Annotated in this window: 17 protein-coding genes and 1 tRNA gene; 14 read left to right on the forward strand and 4 right to left on the reverse strand. The window is 72.7% G+C overall.

Features of this window, described 5'->3' with window-relative positions; all coding sequences use genetic code 11:
* The first annotated feature begins 37 nt into the window (after window positions 1-37).
* The 6 genes from AB0G08_RS12320 (at window position 38) to AB0G08_RS12345 (ending at window position 4459) form a co-directional block, all read left to right on the forward strand.
* Window positions 38-355: a hypothetical protein gene (locus tag AB0G08_RS12320; RefSeq protein WP_358086560.1), complete on the forward strand. Its 318-nt coding sequence runs from the start codon at window positions 38-40 to the stop codon at window positions 353-355.
* Window positions 356-375: 20 nt separating this feature from the next.
* Window positions 376-696: a hypothetical protein gene (locus AB0G08_RS12325; RefSeq protein ID WP_358086562.1), complete on the forward strand. Its 321-nt coding sequence runs from the start codon at window positions 376-378 to the stop codon at window positions 694-696.
* Window positions 696-998, forward strand: coding sequence for a hypothetical protein (locus tag AB0G08_RS12330; protein WP_358086564.1), 303 nt, complete (start codon window positions 696-698; stop codon window positions 996-998). The genes AB0G08_RS12325 and AB0G08_RS12330 overlap by 1 nt, the downstream gene beginning before the upstream one ends.
* A gap of 277 nt (window positions 999-1275) precedes the next feature.
* Window positions 1276-1806 carry a hypothetical protein gene (locus AB0G08_RS12335; RefSeq protein WP_358086566.1) on the forward strand — a complete coding sequence of 177 codons (531 nt, stop codon included), beginning with the start codon at window positions 1276-1278 and terminating at the stop codon, window positions 1804-1806.
* Between the two features lie 98 nt (window positions 1807-1904).
* Window positions 1905-2906 (forward strand): bifunctional DNA primase/polymerase, encoded by a 1002-nt coding sequence (locus AB0G08_RS12340; RefSeq protein WP_358086568.1) that lies wholly within the window; start codon window positions 1905-1907, stop codon window positions 2904-2906.
* On the forward strand, window positions 2903-4459 hold the full coding sequence (locus AB0G08_RS12345; protein WP_358086570.1) for a hypothetical protein: 1557 nt from the start codon (window positions 2903-2905) through the stop codon (window positions 4457-4459). Before AB0G08_RS12340 ends, AB0G08_RS12345 begins: the two co-directional genes overlap by 4 nt.
* Before the next feature lie 282 nt (window positions 4460-4741).
* Here AB0G08_RS12345 and AB0G08_RS12350 read toward each other — a convergent pair whose 3' ends face one another.
* Window positions 4742-5221: a hypothetical protein gene (locus AB0G08_RS12350; protein ID WP_358086571.1), complete on the reverse strand. Its 480-nt coding sequence runs from the start codon at window positions 5219-5221 to the stop codon at window positions 4742-4744.
* A gap of 236 nt (window positions 5222-5457) precedes the next feature.
* Between AB0G08_RS12350 and AB0G08_RS12355 the strand changes: the two genes are divergently transcribed.
* Genes AB0G08_RS12355 through AB0G08_RS12365 form a run of 3 tightly spaced genes read left to right on the forward strand, consistent with a single transcriptional unit; the run spans window position 5458 to window position 7195 of the window.
* Complete coding sequence (locus tag AB0G08_RS12355; protein ID WP_358086573.1) at window positions 5458-5625, forward strand: hypothetical protein; 168 nt, start codon at window positions 5458-5460, stop codon at window positions 5623-5625.
* Entirely contained in the window at window positions 5622-5822 is a 201-nt protein-coding gene (locus AB0G08_RS12360) for a helix-turn-helix domain-containing protein (RefSeq protein WP_358086575.1), read from the forward strand. The genes AB0G08_RS12355 and AB0G08_RS12360 overlap by 4 nt, the downstream gene beginning before the upstream one ends.
* Entirely contained in the window at window positions 5819-7195 is a 1377-nt protein-coding gene (locus AB0G08_RS12365; RefSeq protein WP_358086577.1) for a tyrosine-type recombinase/integrase, read from the forward strand. Before AB0G08_RS12360 ends, AB0G08_RS12365 begins: the two co-directional genes overlap by 4 nt.
* A 134-nt stretch (window positions 7196-7329) precedes the next feature.
* On the opposite strand, the gene AB0G08_RS12370 is transcribed toward AB0G08_RS12365, so the two are convergent.
* Window positions 7330-7416, reverse strand: a tRNA-Ser gene (locus AB0G08_RS12370).
* 97 nt (window positions 7417-7513) lie between these two features.
* On the opposite strand from AB0G08_RS12370, the gene AB0G08_RS12375 reads away from it, so the two are divergent.
* Together AB0G08_RS12375 and AB0G08_RS12380 are read left to right on the forward strand one after the other, a co-directional pair.
* Window positions 7514-8053: an AAA family ATPase gene (locus AB0G08_RS12375; protein WP_358086578.1), complete on the forward strand. Its 540-nt coding sequence runs from the start codon at window positions 7514-7516 to the stop codon at window positions 8051-8053.
* 9 nt (window positions 8054-8062) lie between these two features.
* The gene (locus AB0G08_RS12380; RefSeq protein ID WP_358086580.1) at window positions 8063-9040 is read left to right on the forward strand and encodes an NAD(P)H-quinone oxidoreductase; all 978 of its coding nucleotides are present in this window, start codon (window positions 8063-8065) and stop codon (window positions 9038-9040) included.
* A gap of 48 nt (window positions 9041-9088) precedes the next feature.
* On the opposite strand, the gene soxR is transcribed toward AB0G08_RS12380, so the two are convergent.
* Window positions 9089-9553: a redox-sensitive transcriptional activator SoxR gene (gene soxR / locus AB0G08_RS12385; protein WP_358086582.1), complete on the reverse strand. Its 465-nt coding sequence runs from the start codon at window positions 9551-9553 to the stop codon at window positions 9089-9091.
* A gap of 46 nt (window positions 9554-9599) precedes the next feature.
* Here soxR and AB0G08_RS12390 point away from each other — a divergent pair, with 46 nt between their 5' ends.
* A complete protein-coding gene (locus tag AB0G08_RS12390) occupies window positions 9600-10361 on the forward strand; it encodes a transketolase (protein ID WP_358086584.1) in 762 nt (253 codons plus the stop codon).
* Window positions 10362-10363: 2 nt separating this feature from the next.
* Complete coding sequence (locus AB0G08_RS12395; protein WP_358086586.1) at window positions 10364-11266, forward strand: transketolase; 903 nt, start codon at window positions 10364-10366, stop codon at window positions 11264-11266.
* Window positions 11267-11332: 66 nt separating this feature from the next.
* Here the strand turns inward: AB0G08_RS12395 and AB0G08_RS12400 are convergent, their stop codons facing one another.
* The gene (locus tag AB0G08_RS12400) at window positions 11333-12037 is read right to left on the reverse strand and encodes a glycosyltransferase family 2 protein (protein WP_358086588.1); all 705 of its coding nucleotides are present in this window, start codon (window positions 12035-12037) and stop codon (window positions 11333-11335) included.
* A 121-nt stretch (window positions 12038-12158) separates the two neighbouring features.
* Here AB0G08_RS12400 and AB0G08_RS12405 point away from each other — a divergent pair, with 121 nt between their 5' ends.
* Window positions 12159-14384: a hypothetical protein gene (locus tag AB0G08_RS12405; RefSeq protein ID WP_358086590.1), complete on the forward strand. Its 2226-nt coding sequence runs from the start codon at window positions 12159-12161 to the stop codon at window positions 14382-14384.
* Window positions 14385-14554 lie beyond the last annotated feature (170 nt).

A 14554-nucleotide genomic window follows, 5' to 3' on the forward strand; every position in this document is an offset into this window, starting at 1 on the left:
CGCCTACCGCCGGTAACCCCCCTTTTTGGAGCATCCAGTGACCCCCGTCATGGCCGCTACCAGCGCAAACGCACCCGAAATGTCCAAAGTCCTGTTCGCCGGAATTGCCCTTATCGTCGCTATCGGTTACGCCGGGGCGTGTTACGTCAAGCCGTTCACTGCCTGTCACCGCTGCAAGGGCTCTGGCACCGCGCCGCCGACCTGGTGGCAGCGGCTGCGCCGTCGCGCGGTCAATCCCCGCGCGCTGCGGGGGCGGCCCGACTGCCGCCGCTGCTCCGGCACCGGACTGCGGCTGCGGATCGGCCGCCGCGTCTTCAACCACTTCCGCCGGCTGCGCCGCCAGGGCACCCGATGACCACCCGCGAGGGAGACACCGTGACCACGACAGCCACCGGGGCGCGCTTCACCAACGGCCAGCGCGCCGCCATCATCGTCTGCGCGCCCGTCCAGCTCGCCCCGGGCGTGCTGGCGCACAAGGCCGCCCACCACAGCATCGGTGCCGAGGGCAACCCGCCGACCGGCGGTCGGCCGGTGTTCACCCCCGACCGGCGGTGGGTGATCGGCCCGGCTTGCCAGCCCACCCCCGACCCCGCCGACCCGCACGCGGGCCGGGGCTGGGCGGAGTACTCCGCCGGGTGGGCCGACCACCTCGGTGCGCTGGCCTGCCCGGTGTGTTTTCCGCCCGAGGGCGTCTGATGGCCGGCGGCTACGGCGACCGGCCCTCAAGGCGTGACGCGCCGTTGTCCGGCTTGGAGGTGTGGTTGACCGGCACGCCGGCCGAACTCGACGCCGCCGCGCGCGCTCTGGCCGTCGCCGGCCACGTCGCGTGGCGCGGGCCGCACCGGCCGCTGACCGGTGCCGACGCCGGCCGCGTCCGGCTCTACCTGCGCCTGAACGTCACCCCCACCTGGCGGACCGGACGACCGACGCGCTCAGTCAGCGGTGACGGCGGGACCGTGCTGCCGTTCCCCGACCTGCTCTCCGGGGGTGCGGCGTGAGGGTGTTCTCCTACGGCGGCGGGGTGCAGTCCACCGCTGCCCTGGTCCTCGCGGCCACGGGCCGGATCGACTTCCCAGTGTTCCTGTTCGCCAACGTCGGCAACGACTCCGAAGACCCGACCACCCTGGACTACCTGGAACGGCACGCCAAGCCGTACGCGGCGCGGCACGGCATCCAGCTCCACGAGCTGCACCGCGAGCGCCGCGACGGCACCCGGGAGACGCTGTACGGCAGGCTGACCCGCCCGGCTCGCGGTCGCTGCCGATTCCGGTGCGGATGTCGAACGGCGCACCCGGCACCCGCTCGTGTACGGCCGACTTCAAAATCAAGGTCATCGGCCGGTGGCTCAAAGCCCACGGCGCGAGCGCCCAGCACCCGGCCACGGTCGGGGTGGGCATCAGCCTGGACGAGATCGAGCGCGTCAACAACCGCCGCTCCGAACCCTACGAGCGCACCGTCTACCCGCTGCTCGACCACGCGCCGCCGCTGCGCCGCCACGACTGCGCCCGCATCATCACCGCCGCCGGCCTGCCCGTGCCGCCCAAGTCCGCGTGTTGGTTCTGCCCGTTCCGGCGGCCCGCCACGTGGGCCGAAACCCGCCGCGACCGACCCGACCTGTTCAACCGGGCATGCGACCTGGAAAACCTGCTCAACGCCCGGCGGGCCGCGCTCGGCAAAGACCCCGTCTACCTCACCCGCTTCAACCGGCCGCTGTCCGCCGCCGTCGCCACGGCGCAAGACATGCTGCCCGGCTTCGACCCCGCCGACGATGACGCGCTGTGCGACAACGGCGCGTGCTTCACCTGACCCGAAACCCCTGACCGGCGCGCTTCGCGCGCTCACCTCCGGTGGCCAGCGCCCGTGCGGCGCTGGCCACCGGCACGCCGCTGCCAGGAAGGACCGTCATGCCCGACCTTTCGCCGCTGCTGGCCGCCGCCCTCGCCCACGCCGCGCGCGGCTGGCACGTGTTCCCGCTGCGCCCCGACGACAAGCGGCCCGCGTTCCCCGACCACACCGCCGACGACTGCGCCGGCCGCGACCCGCGCTGCCGCGCCGGCCACACCGGGTGGGAGCAGCGCGCCACCACCGACCCGGACCGCATCCGCCGAGCGTGGTCGACGCGCCCCTACGGCGTCGGCCTCGCGTGCGGCCCGTCCGGTCTGGTGGTGGTCGACCTGGACGTGCCCAAGCACCCCGACGACACCCCGCCGCCGGAGTGGGCCGGAGCGTGTGACGGCCTCGACGTGTTCGCCACCCTCGCCGCCCGCCACGGCACACCGATCGACCCGCTCGACGGGTTCGGCCCCGACGCGCCGCCGCGCGGCGGGATCGACGCCACGTACACGGTGTCCACGGCCAGCGGCGGCAGCCACCTGTACTACCAGCACCCCGAAGGCGGGCCGGAGCTGCGCAACACCACCGGCGACCGAGGCGGGTTGGGCTGGAAGGTGGACACCCGCGCGCACGGCGGCTACGTCGTTGCCGCCGGCTCGACCGTCAACGGACGCCCCTATGAGGCGGTGTTGGACTGCGAGCCCGCGCCGCTGCCCGCATGGGTCGCCACGCTGCTCGCCCCCACCCCGCGGCAGACCCACCGGCCCGCCGCGCTGACGCTGCCGCCTGACCGGCACGGCCGCTACGTCGCCGCCGCGATCCGCCGGCAGGTCGACCACCTGACCTCCGCCCCAAAGGGGGAGCGGAACAACGTGCTGTTCATCAGCGCGGCGGTGCTCGGTGAGCTGGTCGCTGGCGGCGCGCTCACCGATGTCGACGTGTACGCCGTGCTGGAACCCGCCGCCCTGTCCACAGGGCTGTCGGCGCGTGAGGTGGCGCGCACGATCGCCTCCGGCCTGCGAGCCGGCGCGCGGCGGCCCCGCTACCTGCGCGACATCCGGGAGGCAGCATGACCGAGCGGTTGCAGATCGGCACCGGACCGGAGAGCATCCGCGCACTGAAATCTGCCCTGGTAGCCGGGCTGCTACCCGACACGTACGTGTCGGGTGGGTCGCTGGTGCACATGGAGGCCATCTCCGGCGGGGTGGCCGCCGCCGCCGACGAGGATTCCCCGCTCCCGGTCAGCGCGAGCACGATCACCGCCGCCAGGTTGGCCGGGCTACTCGCCGAGCACGCCTACGTCTACCGGATCAAGTCCCGCAAGGACGAGCAAGGCAACCCGACCACCTACGAGGAAGAGGCCACCCCGTCGCGGGAGGTGCTGGCGTCGGTGCTGGCCGGCAAGACGTGGCCTGGCGTGCCCGGTCTGCGCGGGATTATCGGCGCCCCGGTGCTGCGCCGCGACGGCACCCTGTTGCAGGCCCCCGGCTACGACCCGGCCACCGGGTTCTACCTCGCCTCAAAGGTGGCGCTGCCCCCCGTGCCGGACGCGCCCACCGCCGAGCAGGTGGCCGAGGCGCGGCGATTCCTGCTCGGCCGGTTCCTGCGCGACTTCCCCTGGGCCAGCGCCGCCGACCGGGCGAACTACATTGCACTGCTGGCCACGCCAATCCTGCGGCACTTCACCCGCTCCCTAACCCCGTTCGCGCTGATCGACGCCACCATGCCGTCATCCGGCAAATCGATCCTCACTGCCGGTCCCGGCATGCTCTACGGCCAGCGCGTCATGCCCTGGGCCTATGCCGAAGAGGAACTACGAAAGTCCATCACGGCCGTGTTCGCCGAACAGGTCGGCGTTGTCATCTGGGACAACCTGGCCGAGGGCACCGTCATCGACTCGCCCACCCTCGCGCTACTCGTCACCGCCGGAGAATGGTCCGACCGCCAGTTGGGCGCGTCCCGCAACATCGCCACCGCCAACGACCGCCTGTGGATGGCCACCGGCAACAATTTGCAAGTCGGCGGCGACATGGCCAGTCGCACCGTGCGCGTGCACCTCGACCCGGACATGCCTCGTCCCGAGCTGCGCGACCAGTCCGGGTTCGGCATTCCGCATCTCGACCAGTGGATCACCAACCCGGCCAACCAACTGATCGTCCTGTGGCACCTGCTCGTGCTCGTGCTCGACTGGACCCGCCAGGGAGCCCCGCGCGTTACGGGGGTGTCGATGCGGCAGTTCACGCCGTGGGCGCAGTACCTCGGTGGGTTCCTCGCCCACCACGACATCGACGGGTTCCTCGCCAACGCCGCCGATGTGCGTGAGATCGACCAGGGTGAACAACGGTGGGGGGCGTTCCTCGCTACCTGGCACGAACGCCACGGCGACCGACCGATGACCGCCGCCGAGCTGCGCCGCGACGCCGAACCGACGCACTTCGGCAGCGACATGCACGACCCGTGGGACGGGCAGTTCATCACCACCGACGCCGGCCGCCTGCCCAACCCGCTGCATCTCGGCAAACTCTTGACCGGGCAGTCCGGGCGGTGGCGCGGCCAGTACGTCGTACGGACCGGCACCAACGAACGAGGCCGCGCCGTCTACTGGGCCGAACACCGCGACGACTGAAAACCGCTGAACCAACTCGGCAACTCGGCAACTCGGCACAACCGGCCTCCAAGCTGGGAAAACACCCTGCCGAGTTGAAGTCATCGACAAAAGTTCAACTCGGCAACTCGGCATGATCATGCCGAGTTGAACCCCGTTTGCCGAGTTGCCGAGCTGCCAACCGGAGCCAACTCGGCACACGTTTCCGCAGGTCAACAGCACGTTTGCCGAGTTGCCGAGTTGCCGAGTTGGTTCAGCCCCGCTCGCAAACGAGAAGGGCTGAACCCACGCCGCTCAGCCCGACTACGACGAGGGCCGCGTGGTCGCCTCCCGGGCCGCCTTGCGCTGCGCCGCGACCTGCCGGCGGTGCGCCGCCTGCTCCTGCTCGTGACGCTGAAGCGCCGGCAGAGCGTCCGACGCGCCAAACGCGACCTTCGCCGCCACCAACTCGGCGAGGCCGTCCTTGTCAAGGCCGTAGGAGCGCAAGTCATCCACCGCCGCCACCATGGCAGCCGCCTGAACCGCCGGAGCCCACCGCGCCAACAAGTCCATCAAGTCCCCGAAGTTGTCGACCTTGACCCACGGAGACCCCTGCACCACGTCCCACACATCGACGATGAACTCATCCCGCCCATCGACCGTCCGCCGAAACGACCGAACACGCAGAACCGAATCCTCATCACCGACCCCTAGGAACTCCGACCATCCCTGCCCCTCCAGCCATCCCGTCACCTCAACGGTGTCCGGCGCGCCCTCGAACGGATCGAAGATCTCATAGCTCATCAGCACATCCTGCCGCCCCGACCCCGCCCGGCGCAGCACGCACACGTCGCGCCGCACGCCGACTTCCCGGAGGCCGGCCTGCTGAGAGCCACAGAGACGAATCTGTGCATGGGCTAACACCAACCAGGCCGAGATCTTGCCTCTACGGCGCTCTCAGCGAGTCGCCCTACGTCCTCCTGCCGAACCGAACCCCGGACCCACCAGCGGACCCGCCCGAGACCCGAGAGGCCGCCAGCATGCGAATCAGGCTGCACGGCACCCACGCCGAAACCGCCGCCACCCTCGCCGCACTCGCCTACGTACTCACCATTCGCCGGGCCAGCCGGCCCTACCCCGACCGACCGCCGTCCACCTGGCACCGCATCTACCTCGACGCCACCCCGAGGGAGGACACCCGCCAATGACCACCCGACGCACCACGACCGGGAACCTGCTCACCCTCGCCGAAGTCCTGGACGAGCTGCGCGTGCCCCGCTCGACCTTCTTCCGCTGGAAGGCCACCGGCCGCGCACCCCGAACGATCAAGTACCCCAACGGCAGCCTGTACGTCCGTCGCCGCGACCTCGACGCCTGGCTCAACGATCATGAGGAGGCCGCTTGAGCAGTTACAGCGTACGAATTCACGCGATCCTGACGAACGAATTGGCCGGCAAGAAGAAGTCCTATACGGTCCGGTGGAAGGTCGCTGATAAGCCCTTCCGGCACACGTTTGCAACCCGGGCACTCGCCGAGAGCTTTCGGTCGAAGCTGGTCGTGGCACAGCGCGAAGGAACGGCGTTCGATGAAAAGACCGGGCTACCTGAACCGATGGCCCGGGAACTGAACAGCCGGAGTTGGTACGACCTGGCCAAGGCGTTCGTGGACATGAAGTGGCCGCGTGCCGCCGCGACTCAGCGCAAGAGCATTGCCGACGCGCTCACCACGGTCACGCCCGCCCTGCTCGCCACGTCGCGTGGCGCGCCCGACGAAGCGAAGACACGCCACGCTCTTTACACATGGGTCTTCAACAAGCAGCAGCGAGACCGCGACAAGGAGACGCCGCCGGACAATATCGCGCCGGTTGTTCGATGGCTCAAGGCGAACACGCTACCTCTGTCGGAAGTAGCCAATCCGGCGACCATGCGGAAGGCGCTCGACCTGTTGACCACTCGAATTGACGGTGGCCCGGCCGCCGCCAACACCGTGGCGAGGAAGCGCGCAGTCCTCTACAGCGCCTTGAAGTACGCCGTCGAACTGCGGTATCTCGACGCGCATCCGATGGACTTCATTCAGTGGCGAGCGCCGAAGAACACCGACCAGGTCGACCGGAAGGTGGTGGTGAACCCAGAGCAGGCCCGGTCACTGCTCACGGCGGTACGGCAGCGCGACCCGCACTTGGAAGGCTTCTTCGCCTGCATGTACTTCGCTGCCCTACGCCCGTCCGAGGTGATCCACCTACGCGCCGACGAATGCGAGCTACCCGACGACGGTTGGGGCTGGTTGCACCTCAGCGGCTCGACGCAGCAGGTTGGGGAGGACTGGAGCGACGGCGGGACGTCGCTGGAAGACCGGGAACTCAAGCACCGAGCGAAGAAGGCGACCCGCGACGTACCGGCGTGCCCCGAGCTGGTTCGCATCCTGCGGCACCACCGACAGGAGCACTGCCGGAACGCCAACGGTCGAATGTTCCACGCCGCTGGCGCCAGGGCGGCCCCGGTGTCGAAAAGCACCTACCTGCGAGCCTGGCGGCAGGCCCGGGAGACAGCGTTGACGCCCACGCAGCAGCGGTCACCGCTGGCGCACCGGCCGTACGACCTGCGGCACGCCGCCGTGTCGCTGTGGCTCAACGCTGGCGTACCGGCGACGCAGGTAGCCCAGTGGGCCGGGCACAGCGTGCACGTGCTGCTGAAGGTCTACGCCTCGTGCATCGACGGCCAGGACGAAGCGGCCCGGAAGCGCATCGAGGGGGCGTTGGGCACCGGAGAGGCCGGGTAGCGCCGACACGCATACGACACGACCAGTGAGACGCGACGAACCCCAACGGGACGAAGTGAGACTGATTCGCGAGCCATAAAATGCCCCCTGGCCGGCATTCGCGCTGGTCAGGGGCATTTCCGCTGCTCGGGATGCGGAGGGTGTGGGATTCGAACCCACGAGGACATCGCTGCCCTACCGGTTTTCAAGACCAGCGCCATCGGCCACTAGGCGAACCCTCCCGGACCACGCCCCCGTGAGGTGCGCGACCGTGCCTAGTCTGCCACGGACCCGCGCCGGGCGAGCGGGCACCGCACCCGCACTGGGATGATCGGCGGCGTGTGGGAGATCCCGTCGGTGGTGCTGATCAGCGGAATCATGGCGGCCGGAAAGTCCACTGTGGCCGAATCGCTGGCCCGGCGGCTGCCCCGCGCGGTGCACCTGCGCGGCGACGTGTTCCGGCGGATGTTGGTCAGCGGCCGGGAGGAGATGACCGCCGAGCCGTCGGTGGAGGCGTGGCGGCAGCTGCGGCTGCGCTACGACCTCGCCGCGTCGGCGGCGGACCGGTACGCCGCCGCCGGCTTCACCGTGGTGGTGCAGGACGTGGTCCTCGGCGCGGAGCTGCCGGCGATGGTCGACCGGATCCGGCACCGGCCGCTGGCGGTCGTGGTGCTCGCGCCGAGCCCCGAGGTCGTCGCCGCCCGCGAGGACGCGCGGGAGAAGAAGGGGTACGGGGACTGGCCGGTCGCCGCGCTGGACGCGGACTTCCGGGCGGAGACGCCCCGGATCGGGCTCTGGCTGGACACCTCCGCACTGACCCCGGCGCAGACGGTGGACGAGATCCTGACCCGGGCGTGGACCGACGGACGGGTGGGGTAGACACGGAACATGCGCGCGATGACGATCCCGGAGCCCGGCGGACCCGACGCACTGGTCTGGAGCGAGGTGCCCGATCCCGAGCCCGGGCCGGGCGAGGTGGTCGTCGACGTGCGGGCCAGCGCGGTCAACCGGGCCGACCTGCTGCAACGGCAGGGGCACTATCCGCCGCCGCCGGGCGCGCCCGCGTACCCCGGGCTGGAGTGCTCCGGGGTGATCAGCGCGATCGGCCCCGACGTGGCCGGCTGGGAGGTGGGCCGGAAGGTCTGCGCGCTGCTGGCCGGCGGCGGTTACGCGGAGCGGGTGGCGGTGCCGGCCGGGCAGCTGCTGCCGGTGCCGGCCGGCGTCGACCTGGTCGACGCGGCGGCGCTGCCCGAGGTCGCCTGCACGGTCTGGTCCAACGTCGTGCAGGTGGGCCGGCTCGGCAAGGGCGAGACGCTGTTGCTGCACGGCGGCGGCAGCGGGATCGGCACCTTCGCGGTCCAGCTCGCGGTCGCGCTCGGCGCCACCGTGGCGGTCACCGCCCGGTCGGGCAAGCACGAGCGGCTGCGTGAGCTGGGCGCGACGCACACGATCGACTACCGGGAGCAGGACTTCGTCGAGGAGGTCCGGCGGGTCACCGGCGGTCGGGGCGCCGACGTCATCCTCGACATCATGGGCGCCGCCTACCTGCCCCGGAACGTGGCGGCGCTGGCCACCGGCGGCCGGCTGGTGGTGATCGGCATGCAGGGTGGCCGCAAGGGCGAGCTGGATCTCGGGGCGCTGCTGGCCAAGCGGGGCACGATCGCGGCCACCGCGCTGCGGTCCCGGCCGCTGGCGGAGAAGGCGGAGATCGTGCGCGGCGTCCGCGAGGAGGTGTGGCCGCTGGTCGAGTCGGGGGCGGTCCGGCCGGTCGTGGACCGGCGGGTGCCGATGACCGAGGCAGCGCGGGCGCACCGCCTGGTCGAGTCGAGCGACCACGTCGGCAAGGTGCTGCTCACCACCGGCTGAGGCGGGTCCGCCGTGGGCGGGCGCTCTCCCTCGACGGGGATGCCCTGGTCAGGGCGCCGGCGTCGACTCCTCCGCCGCGCGGGGGAGCACGAGGCGGGCGCCGGGGCCCTCGCCGGCGAGCGAGTCGCCGGGATTGTTCAGCGTGCAGCGTTGCAGGGACAGGCAGCCGCAGCCGATGCAGCCGTCGAGGTCGTCGCGGAGCTTGGTCATCAGCCGGATCTTCTCGTTCAGCCGCTCCCGCCAGGTGGCCGAGAGCCGCGCCCAGTCCTCCGCGGTGGGCGTGCGGGACGCCGGCAGGGAGTCCAGCGCCTCCCGGATCTCCTCCAGCGAGATGCCGACCTGCTGGGAGATCCGGACGAACGCCACCCGGCGCAGCTCCGTGCGGGCGTAGCGGCGCTGGTTGCCGCCCGTCCGCTCCGCCCGGATCAGCCCGAGCCGCTCGTAGTAGCGCAACGCCGAGGGCGCCACGCCGCTGCGGCTGGAGAGCTGGCCGATGGTCAGAGACTCGTGCATCACGTCGCCTTGAGTTGAAGGGGACTTCAACTTGCAGGCTAGCGGCATGACAACGACCACCGCCAGCGCGGCCCCGGTCGCCGCGCCACCCCGTGACCCGAGCGCCGCGCCACCCCGTGACCCGAGCGCCCCGCCGCTGCCAGGACCCGTCGCGCCGCTGTACGAGCGGATCCGCGCGGGCCGGGAGTTCGGCCCGAACGTCCGCTCCACCGTCGACGTGCTCTGGGTGCTCTACGACCGGATCCTCCGGATCACCCCGGAGACCGTCGACGACCCCGGGCGGGACCGGTTCCTGCTCTCCAAGGGGCACGCCGTCGCCGGCTACTACGCCGTGCTCGCCGCGAAGGGGTTCGTCCCCGCCGAGTGGCTGGACGACCAGGGCGGGCCCGACAGCCGGCTCGGCGACCACCCCGACCGGATGCTGGTGCCCGGCGTGGAGATCGGCTCCGGCTCGCTGGGCCACGGGCTCGGGCTCGGCGTGGGCACCGCGCTCGGGCTGCGCGCCCAGGGCCTGCTGACGCCCCGGGTCCACGTGCTGCTCGGCGACGCCGAGCTGGACGAGGGCTCCAACCACGAGGCGATCGCGTACGCGGGGGCGACCGGGCTGGCCAGCCTGACCGCGATCGTGATCGACAACGGCTCCGCCACGCACGGCTGGCCGGGGGGCGCCGCGGCGCGGTTCACCGTCAACGGCTGGACCGCCACCACCGTCGACGGGCACGACCACGAGGCCCTGCACACCGCCCTGACCGGGCACGACAACCACCGGCCGCACGTCGTCGTCGCGGTCGTCGACCAGGGGGAGTGACCGTGCGGAACCGTTTCATCGACACCACCACCGCGCTGCTGGCGGAGGATCCGCGTACGGCCCTGGTGCTGGCCGACATCTCCGCCGACGCGTTCGCCCCGGCCGCGTACCGGCACCCGGACCGGGTGCTCAACGTCGGGATCCGGGAGCAGCTGATGGTGGGCGTGGCCGGTGGGCTCGCCCTGACCGGGCTCCGGCCGATCGTGCACAGCTACGCCCCGTTCCTCGTCGAGCGGGCGTACGAGCAGCTCAAGCTCGACCTGGACCACCAGGGCGCGAGCGCGGTGCTGGTCAGCATCGGCGCGTCGTACGACCGGGCGGCCGCCGGCCGGACCCACCTGTCCCCGGCCGACGTCTCCCTGATCGACTCCCTGCACGGCTGGACCGTGCACGTTCCCGGCCACCCCGACGAGGTGCCGGCGCTGCTGCGGGACGCGGTGGCCGCCGACGGCTCGGCGTACCTGCGGCTGTCCACCCTGCACAACGCCCGGCCGTACGGCGGCGACGGGGCGCTGCGGGTGGTCCTGGACGCGGGACCGGGCGCGCCGCTGCTGGTCGCGGTGGGGCCGGTGCTGGACGCGGCGCTGGCGGCGGTCGCCGGCCTGGGGGTCACGGTGGCCTACACCCACCGGCCGCGGCCGTTCGACACGGTGGGGCTGCGGGCGCTGGCCGGCGACGCGGTGATCCTGGTGGAGCCCTACCTGGCCGGCACGTCGGCCCGGGTGGTGTCGGCGGCCCTGGCCGACCGGCCGCACCGGCTGCTGGCGCTCGGTGTGGGACGGGAGGAGCTGCGCCGCTACGGCTCGGCCGAGGACCACACCCGCTGGCACGGGCTGGACGCCGCCGGGCTGCGCCGCTCGGTCGCCGGGTTCCTGGACCCGGCGCTGGTGCCGGCCGGCCGCTGAGTCACGCCGGACGTCGACGCCCGCCGGCGGCGAGGGGCCGCGCCGGCGGGCGACGCGGGAGGGGGGTCAGCGGGTCGGGGCGCCGGTCCGGCGGCGGGTGCGCTCGCGGCCGAGGATCCAGATCGCCTCGACGCCGTCCTTCCAGGTGATCTTCTTGCCCTCTTCGCGGCCCCGCGCGCGGTAGCTGATCGGCACCTCGTAGGGGCGGATGCGCCGGCGCAGCAGCTTGCCGGTCACCTCGGCCTCCATGCCGAAGCCGCGCGAGCGGATCTCGAGCGAGCGGTAGAGCGCGACCGGCATCAGCTTGAAGCAGGTCTCCAGGTCGCCGATGTAGGAGTTGAACAGGACGTTCGCGGCCATCGTGACGCCCTTGTTGCCCATCACGTACCAGAAGCTGTAGGCGCTGTGGCTGCCGAAGGTGCGGTTGCCGTAGACCACCGTGGCCCGCCCGTCGAGCACCGGGTCGAGCAGCTTGGGGATGTCCTGCGGGTCGTACTCCAGGTCGGCGTCGAGAATGACCATGTAGTCACCCTCGGCGTTGTCGACCGCCGTCTTGATGGCGGCACCCTTGCCGGCGTTGCGCTGGTGGGTGATGACCCGCAGGCGCGCGTCGTCGGCCCGGCCGAGGATCTCGCCGGTGCCGTCCCGGCTGCCGTCGTCGACCACGACCAGCTCGATCTCGCACGGATAGTCGACTGCCAATGCCTGCTTGAGGGCATCCGCGATGCGTTCTTCCTCGTTGTAGACCGGCATGAGGATCGAGAGCTTCACGGGAATCTCCACGGTGGCGACGGCATGTCGGCCCTAGCCTAACCTGGCTGCCAGCGACGCGTTGCTCAGCACTGCGGGCATTGGGCGCGGCGGCCCCAGGTTCATGGTGTTTACTGCCGCCATGTCGGCAGTCGGCTACCCGTTCGCCCTGGCGCCGGTCGCCGCGATCGGACTGCTCGCGGTCGCGTTCCGCCCGGTCGCGGCCGGGACCACGGCGGGGCTCCGCCTCGCGCTGGTCCGGGCGGCTCTGGTCACCGGCGCGTACGCGGTGCTCACGGTGGAACTGCTGGGCGTGCTGCGGCTGCTCACCCCGCCGGCGTTCGCCGTGGCCTGGCTGCTGCTCCTCGCCGCCGCGGTCGCCGGCTTCGGCTGGCGACGCCGCCGGGACGCCGAGCGCCGCGCGGCGGGGATCGTCGTCGCGCGCCGCGCGGTCGAGGTCGTCGCCGCGCCGGAGCCGGCGCTGGTCGGCGCGACGGCCGGCCCGGCCGCCGGTCCCCCGGCCCCGCCGCCGGCGCCGGTGGCCGCCGCGCGACGCGGCGCGTCCCCCCACGCCGCCGGCTGGCCGACCCGGCTGGCCGACGCCTGGCGTACGGCGGGTCGGGGCGAGCGGCTGCTCGCCGGCACGGTCGGCGGACTGCTGCTGGTCGAGCTGCTCATCGCCCTGCTGGCCGAGCCGAACAACTTCGACTCGCAGACCTACCACCTGCCCAAGGTGGAGCACTGGGTGGCCCGGGGCGGCCTGGACTTCTGGCCCACCGCCATCCACCGGCAGGTGACCATCCCGCCCGGCGCCGAGTACCTGCTGCTGCACCTGCGCCTGTTCACCGGCGGGGACGCGCTGCACAACCTGGTGCAGTGGGCGGCCGGCGTCGGCGTACTGCTGGCGGTCACCCGGATCACCGCGCAGCTCGGCGGGGGACGGCGGGCCCAGTTGCTGACCGCGTTCGTGCTCGCCACCACCCCGATGGTGGCGCTCCAGGCGACCAGCACCCAGACGGATCTGGTCTGCGCCGCCTGGGTGGCCTGCGCGGGCACGCTGGCGCTGGACGGGCTGCGCCGGCGCGCCGGGCTCGGGGCGGCGCTGGCGCTGGGGGCGGCCACCGGGCTGACCGCCCTGACCAAGACCAGCGGCCTGGCCGCGGTCGGGCCGCTGCTGCTGCTCTGGGGGCTGGCCCAGCTCCGGCTGGCCCGGACCGGCTCCGCGCCGGACCGCCCCGGCCCGCCCGGCCGGGGCACCGACGCGTCCCGGACCGGTGGCGGCCCGTCGCGGTGGCAGGTGCGCCGGACGGTCGCCGGGTCGGCGCTGATCCTGCTGGTCGCGGTGGTGGTGGTCGGGCCGTTCCTGGCCCGGGTGACCGCCGAGTTCGGGCATCCGCTCGGGCCGCCCCGGCTGCGCGAGTCGATTCCGATGGAACGGCACGACCCGCCGTCGTTGCTGGTCAACACGCTGCGGATCGCGCACACCGCGTTCGACACGCCACTCGCGCCGCTGCGCCGGGCCGGTGCCGGGGCGATCATCGGCGGTGCCGGGCTGATCGGGGTGGACCCGCAGGACCGGGCCACCACCTTCGGCCGGGAGCGGTTCCCGGTGCCGTCCTGGTACCCGGACGAGGACCGGGTGGCCTTTCCGCTGGCCGGGGCGCTGGCGGCGATCGGGGCGGCGGCCGCGCTGGCCCGACCCGGCCGGGTCAGCCCGACCCGGGCGGGGCCGCTGCGCGCGTACGCGGTGGTCGTGGTGGCGGCCTTGCTGCTGCACACCGCCATGATCAAGTGGCAGCCGTGGGGCAACCGCCTGCTGCTCTACGCGCTGGCGCTGGCCGTACCGCTGGCGGGGCTCTGGCTGGACGCGCTGTTCCGGCGCCGGGCCGGCGGCGCGGGCGGACGGCGGCCGGTGGCGGCCGGGCTCGCGGTGAGCGTGCTGGCCACCTGCGCGCTGGCCGGGGTGCTCGCGGTGTCGTACGGCTTCCCGCGCCGGCTGGTCGGGGCGGGCTCGGTCTTCACCACCGCCGAGTGGGAGACCCGGTTCCTGCGGCGTCCCCAGTGGGCGGAGGAGTTCCGCTGGGCGGCCGACGCGGTACGCGCGACGGGCGCCCGCCGGATCGGCCTGGTGCAGCAGAACGACAACTGGGAGTACCCCTGGTGGCTGCTGCTGCGCGACGCGGACGGGCGCCCGCCGGAGCTGGTGGCGCTCCAGTCGGTGCTGCCCGGGCGCCCGCCGGCCGACCCGGCCTCGGTGGACGCCGTCGTCTGCACGGGCAGCCGGCCGGCGTGCGCGGCGCTGGCGCCGGCGGGCTGGCTCGTGCAGTTCCGGGGCTACGTGGGTTACGCCCTCCCGCCGGGCAGCTGACCCGCCGGGAAGCCGCCGCGCGGTCCCCGCGGTGCCAGCCGATCCGCCGGGAGCCCGGCCGATCGCTCCGGTGACGCCGCGCGGTTCGCCCGGATCGCCCGGTTCTGCACTCTGCGCGCAACGATTCCGAGACGCATTAACATACCTCGAAGCCGACGCTACCTTCTGGT

This window comes from Micromonospora sp. NPDC023644, from assembly GCF_040640115.1.
GTDB lineage: Bacteria > Actinomycetota > Actinomycetes > Mycobacteriales > Micromonosporaceae > Micromonospora.

Excerpts from the sequence above, each read along its gene's own strand:
- AB0G08_RS12405 (WP_358086590.1), top strand. The coding sequence starts at position 12,159 with ATGTCGGCAGTCGGCTACCCGTTCGCCCTGGCGCCGGTCGCCGCGATC.
- AB0G08_RS12360 (WP_358086575.1), top strand. The coding sequence starts at position 5,622 with ATGACCACCCGACGCACCACGACCGGGAACCTGCTCACCCTCGCCGAA.
- AB0G08_RS12340 (WP_358086568.1), top strand. The coding sequence starts at position 1,905 with ATGCCCGACCTTTCGCCGCTGCTGGCCGCCGCCCTCGCCCACGCCGCG.
- AB0G08_RS12380 (WP_358086580.1), top strand. The coding sequence starts at position 8,063 with ATGCGCGCGATGACGATCCCGGAGCCCGGCGGACCCGACGCACTGGTC.
- AB0G08_RS12355 (WP_358086573.1), top strand. The coding sequence starts at position 5,458 with ATGCGAATCAGGCTGCACGGCACCCACGCCGAAACCGCCGCCACCCTC.
- AB0G08_RS12350 (WP_358086571.1), bottom strand. The coding sequence starts at position 5,221 with ATGAGCTATGAGATCTTCGATCCGTTCGAGGGCGCGCCGGACACCGTT.
- soxR (WP_358086582.1), bottom strand. The coding sequence starts at position 9,553 with ATGCACGAGTCTCTGACCATCGGCCAGCTCTCCAGCCGCAGCGGCGTG.
- AB0G08_RS12390 (WP_358086584.1), top strand. The coding sequence starts at position 9,600 with ATGACAACGACCACCGCCAGCGCGGCCCCGGTCGCCGCGCCACCCCGT.
- AB0G08_RS12345 (WP_358086570.1), top strand. The coding sequence starts at position 2,903 with ATGACCGAGCGGTTGCAGATCGGCACCGGACCGGAGAGCATCCGCGCA.
- AB0G08_RS12335 (WP_358086566.1), top strand. The coding sequence starts at position 1,276 with ATGTCGAACGGCGCACCCGGCACCCGCTCGTGTACGGCCGACTTCAAA.
- AB0G08_RS12330 (WP_358086564.1), top strand. The coding sequence starts at position 696 with ATGGCCGGCGGCTACGGCGACCGGCCCTCAAGGCGTGACGCGCCGTTG.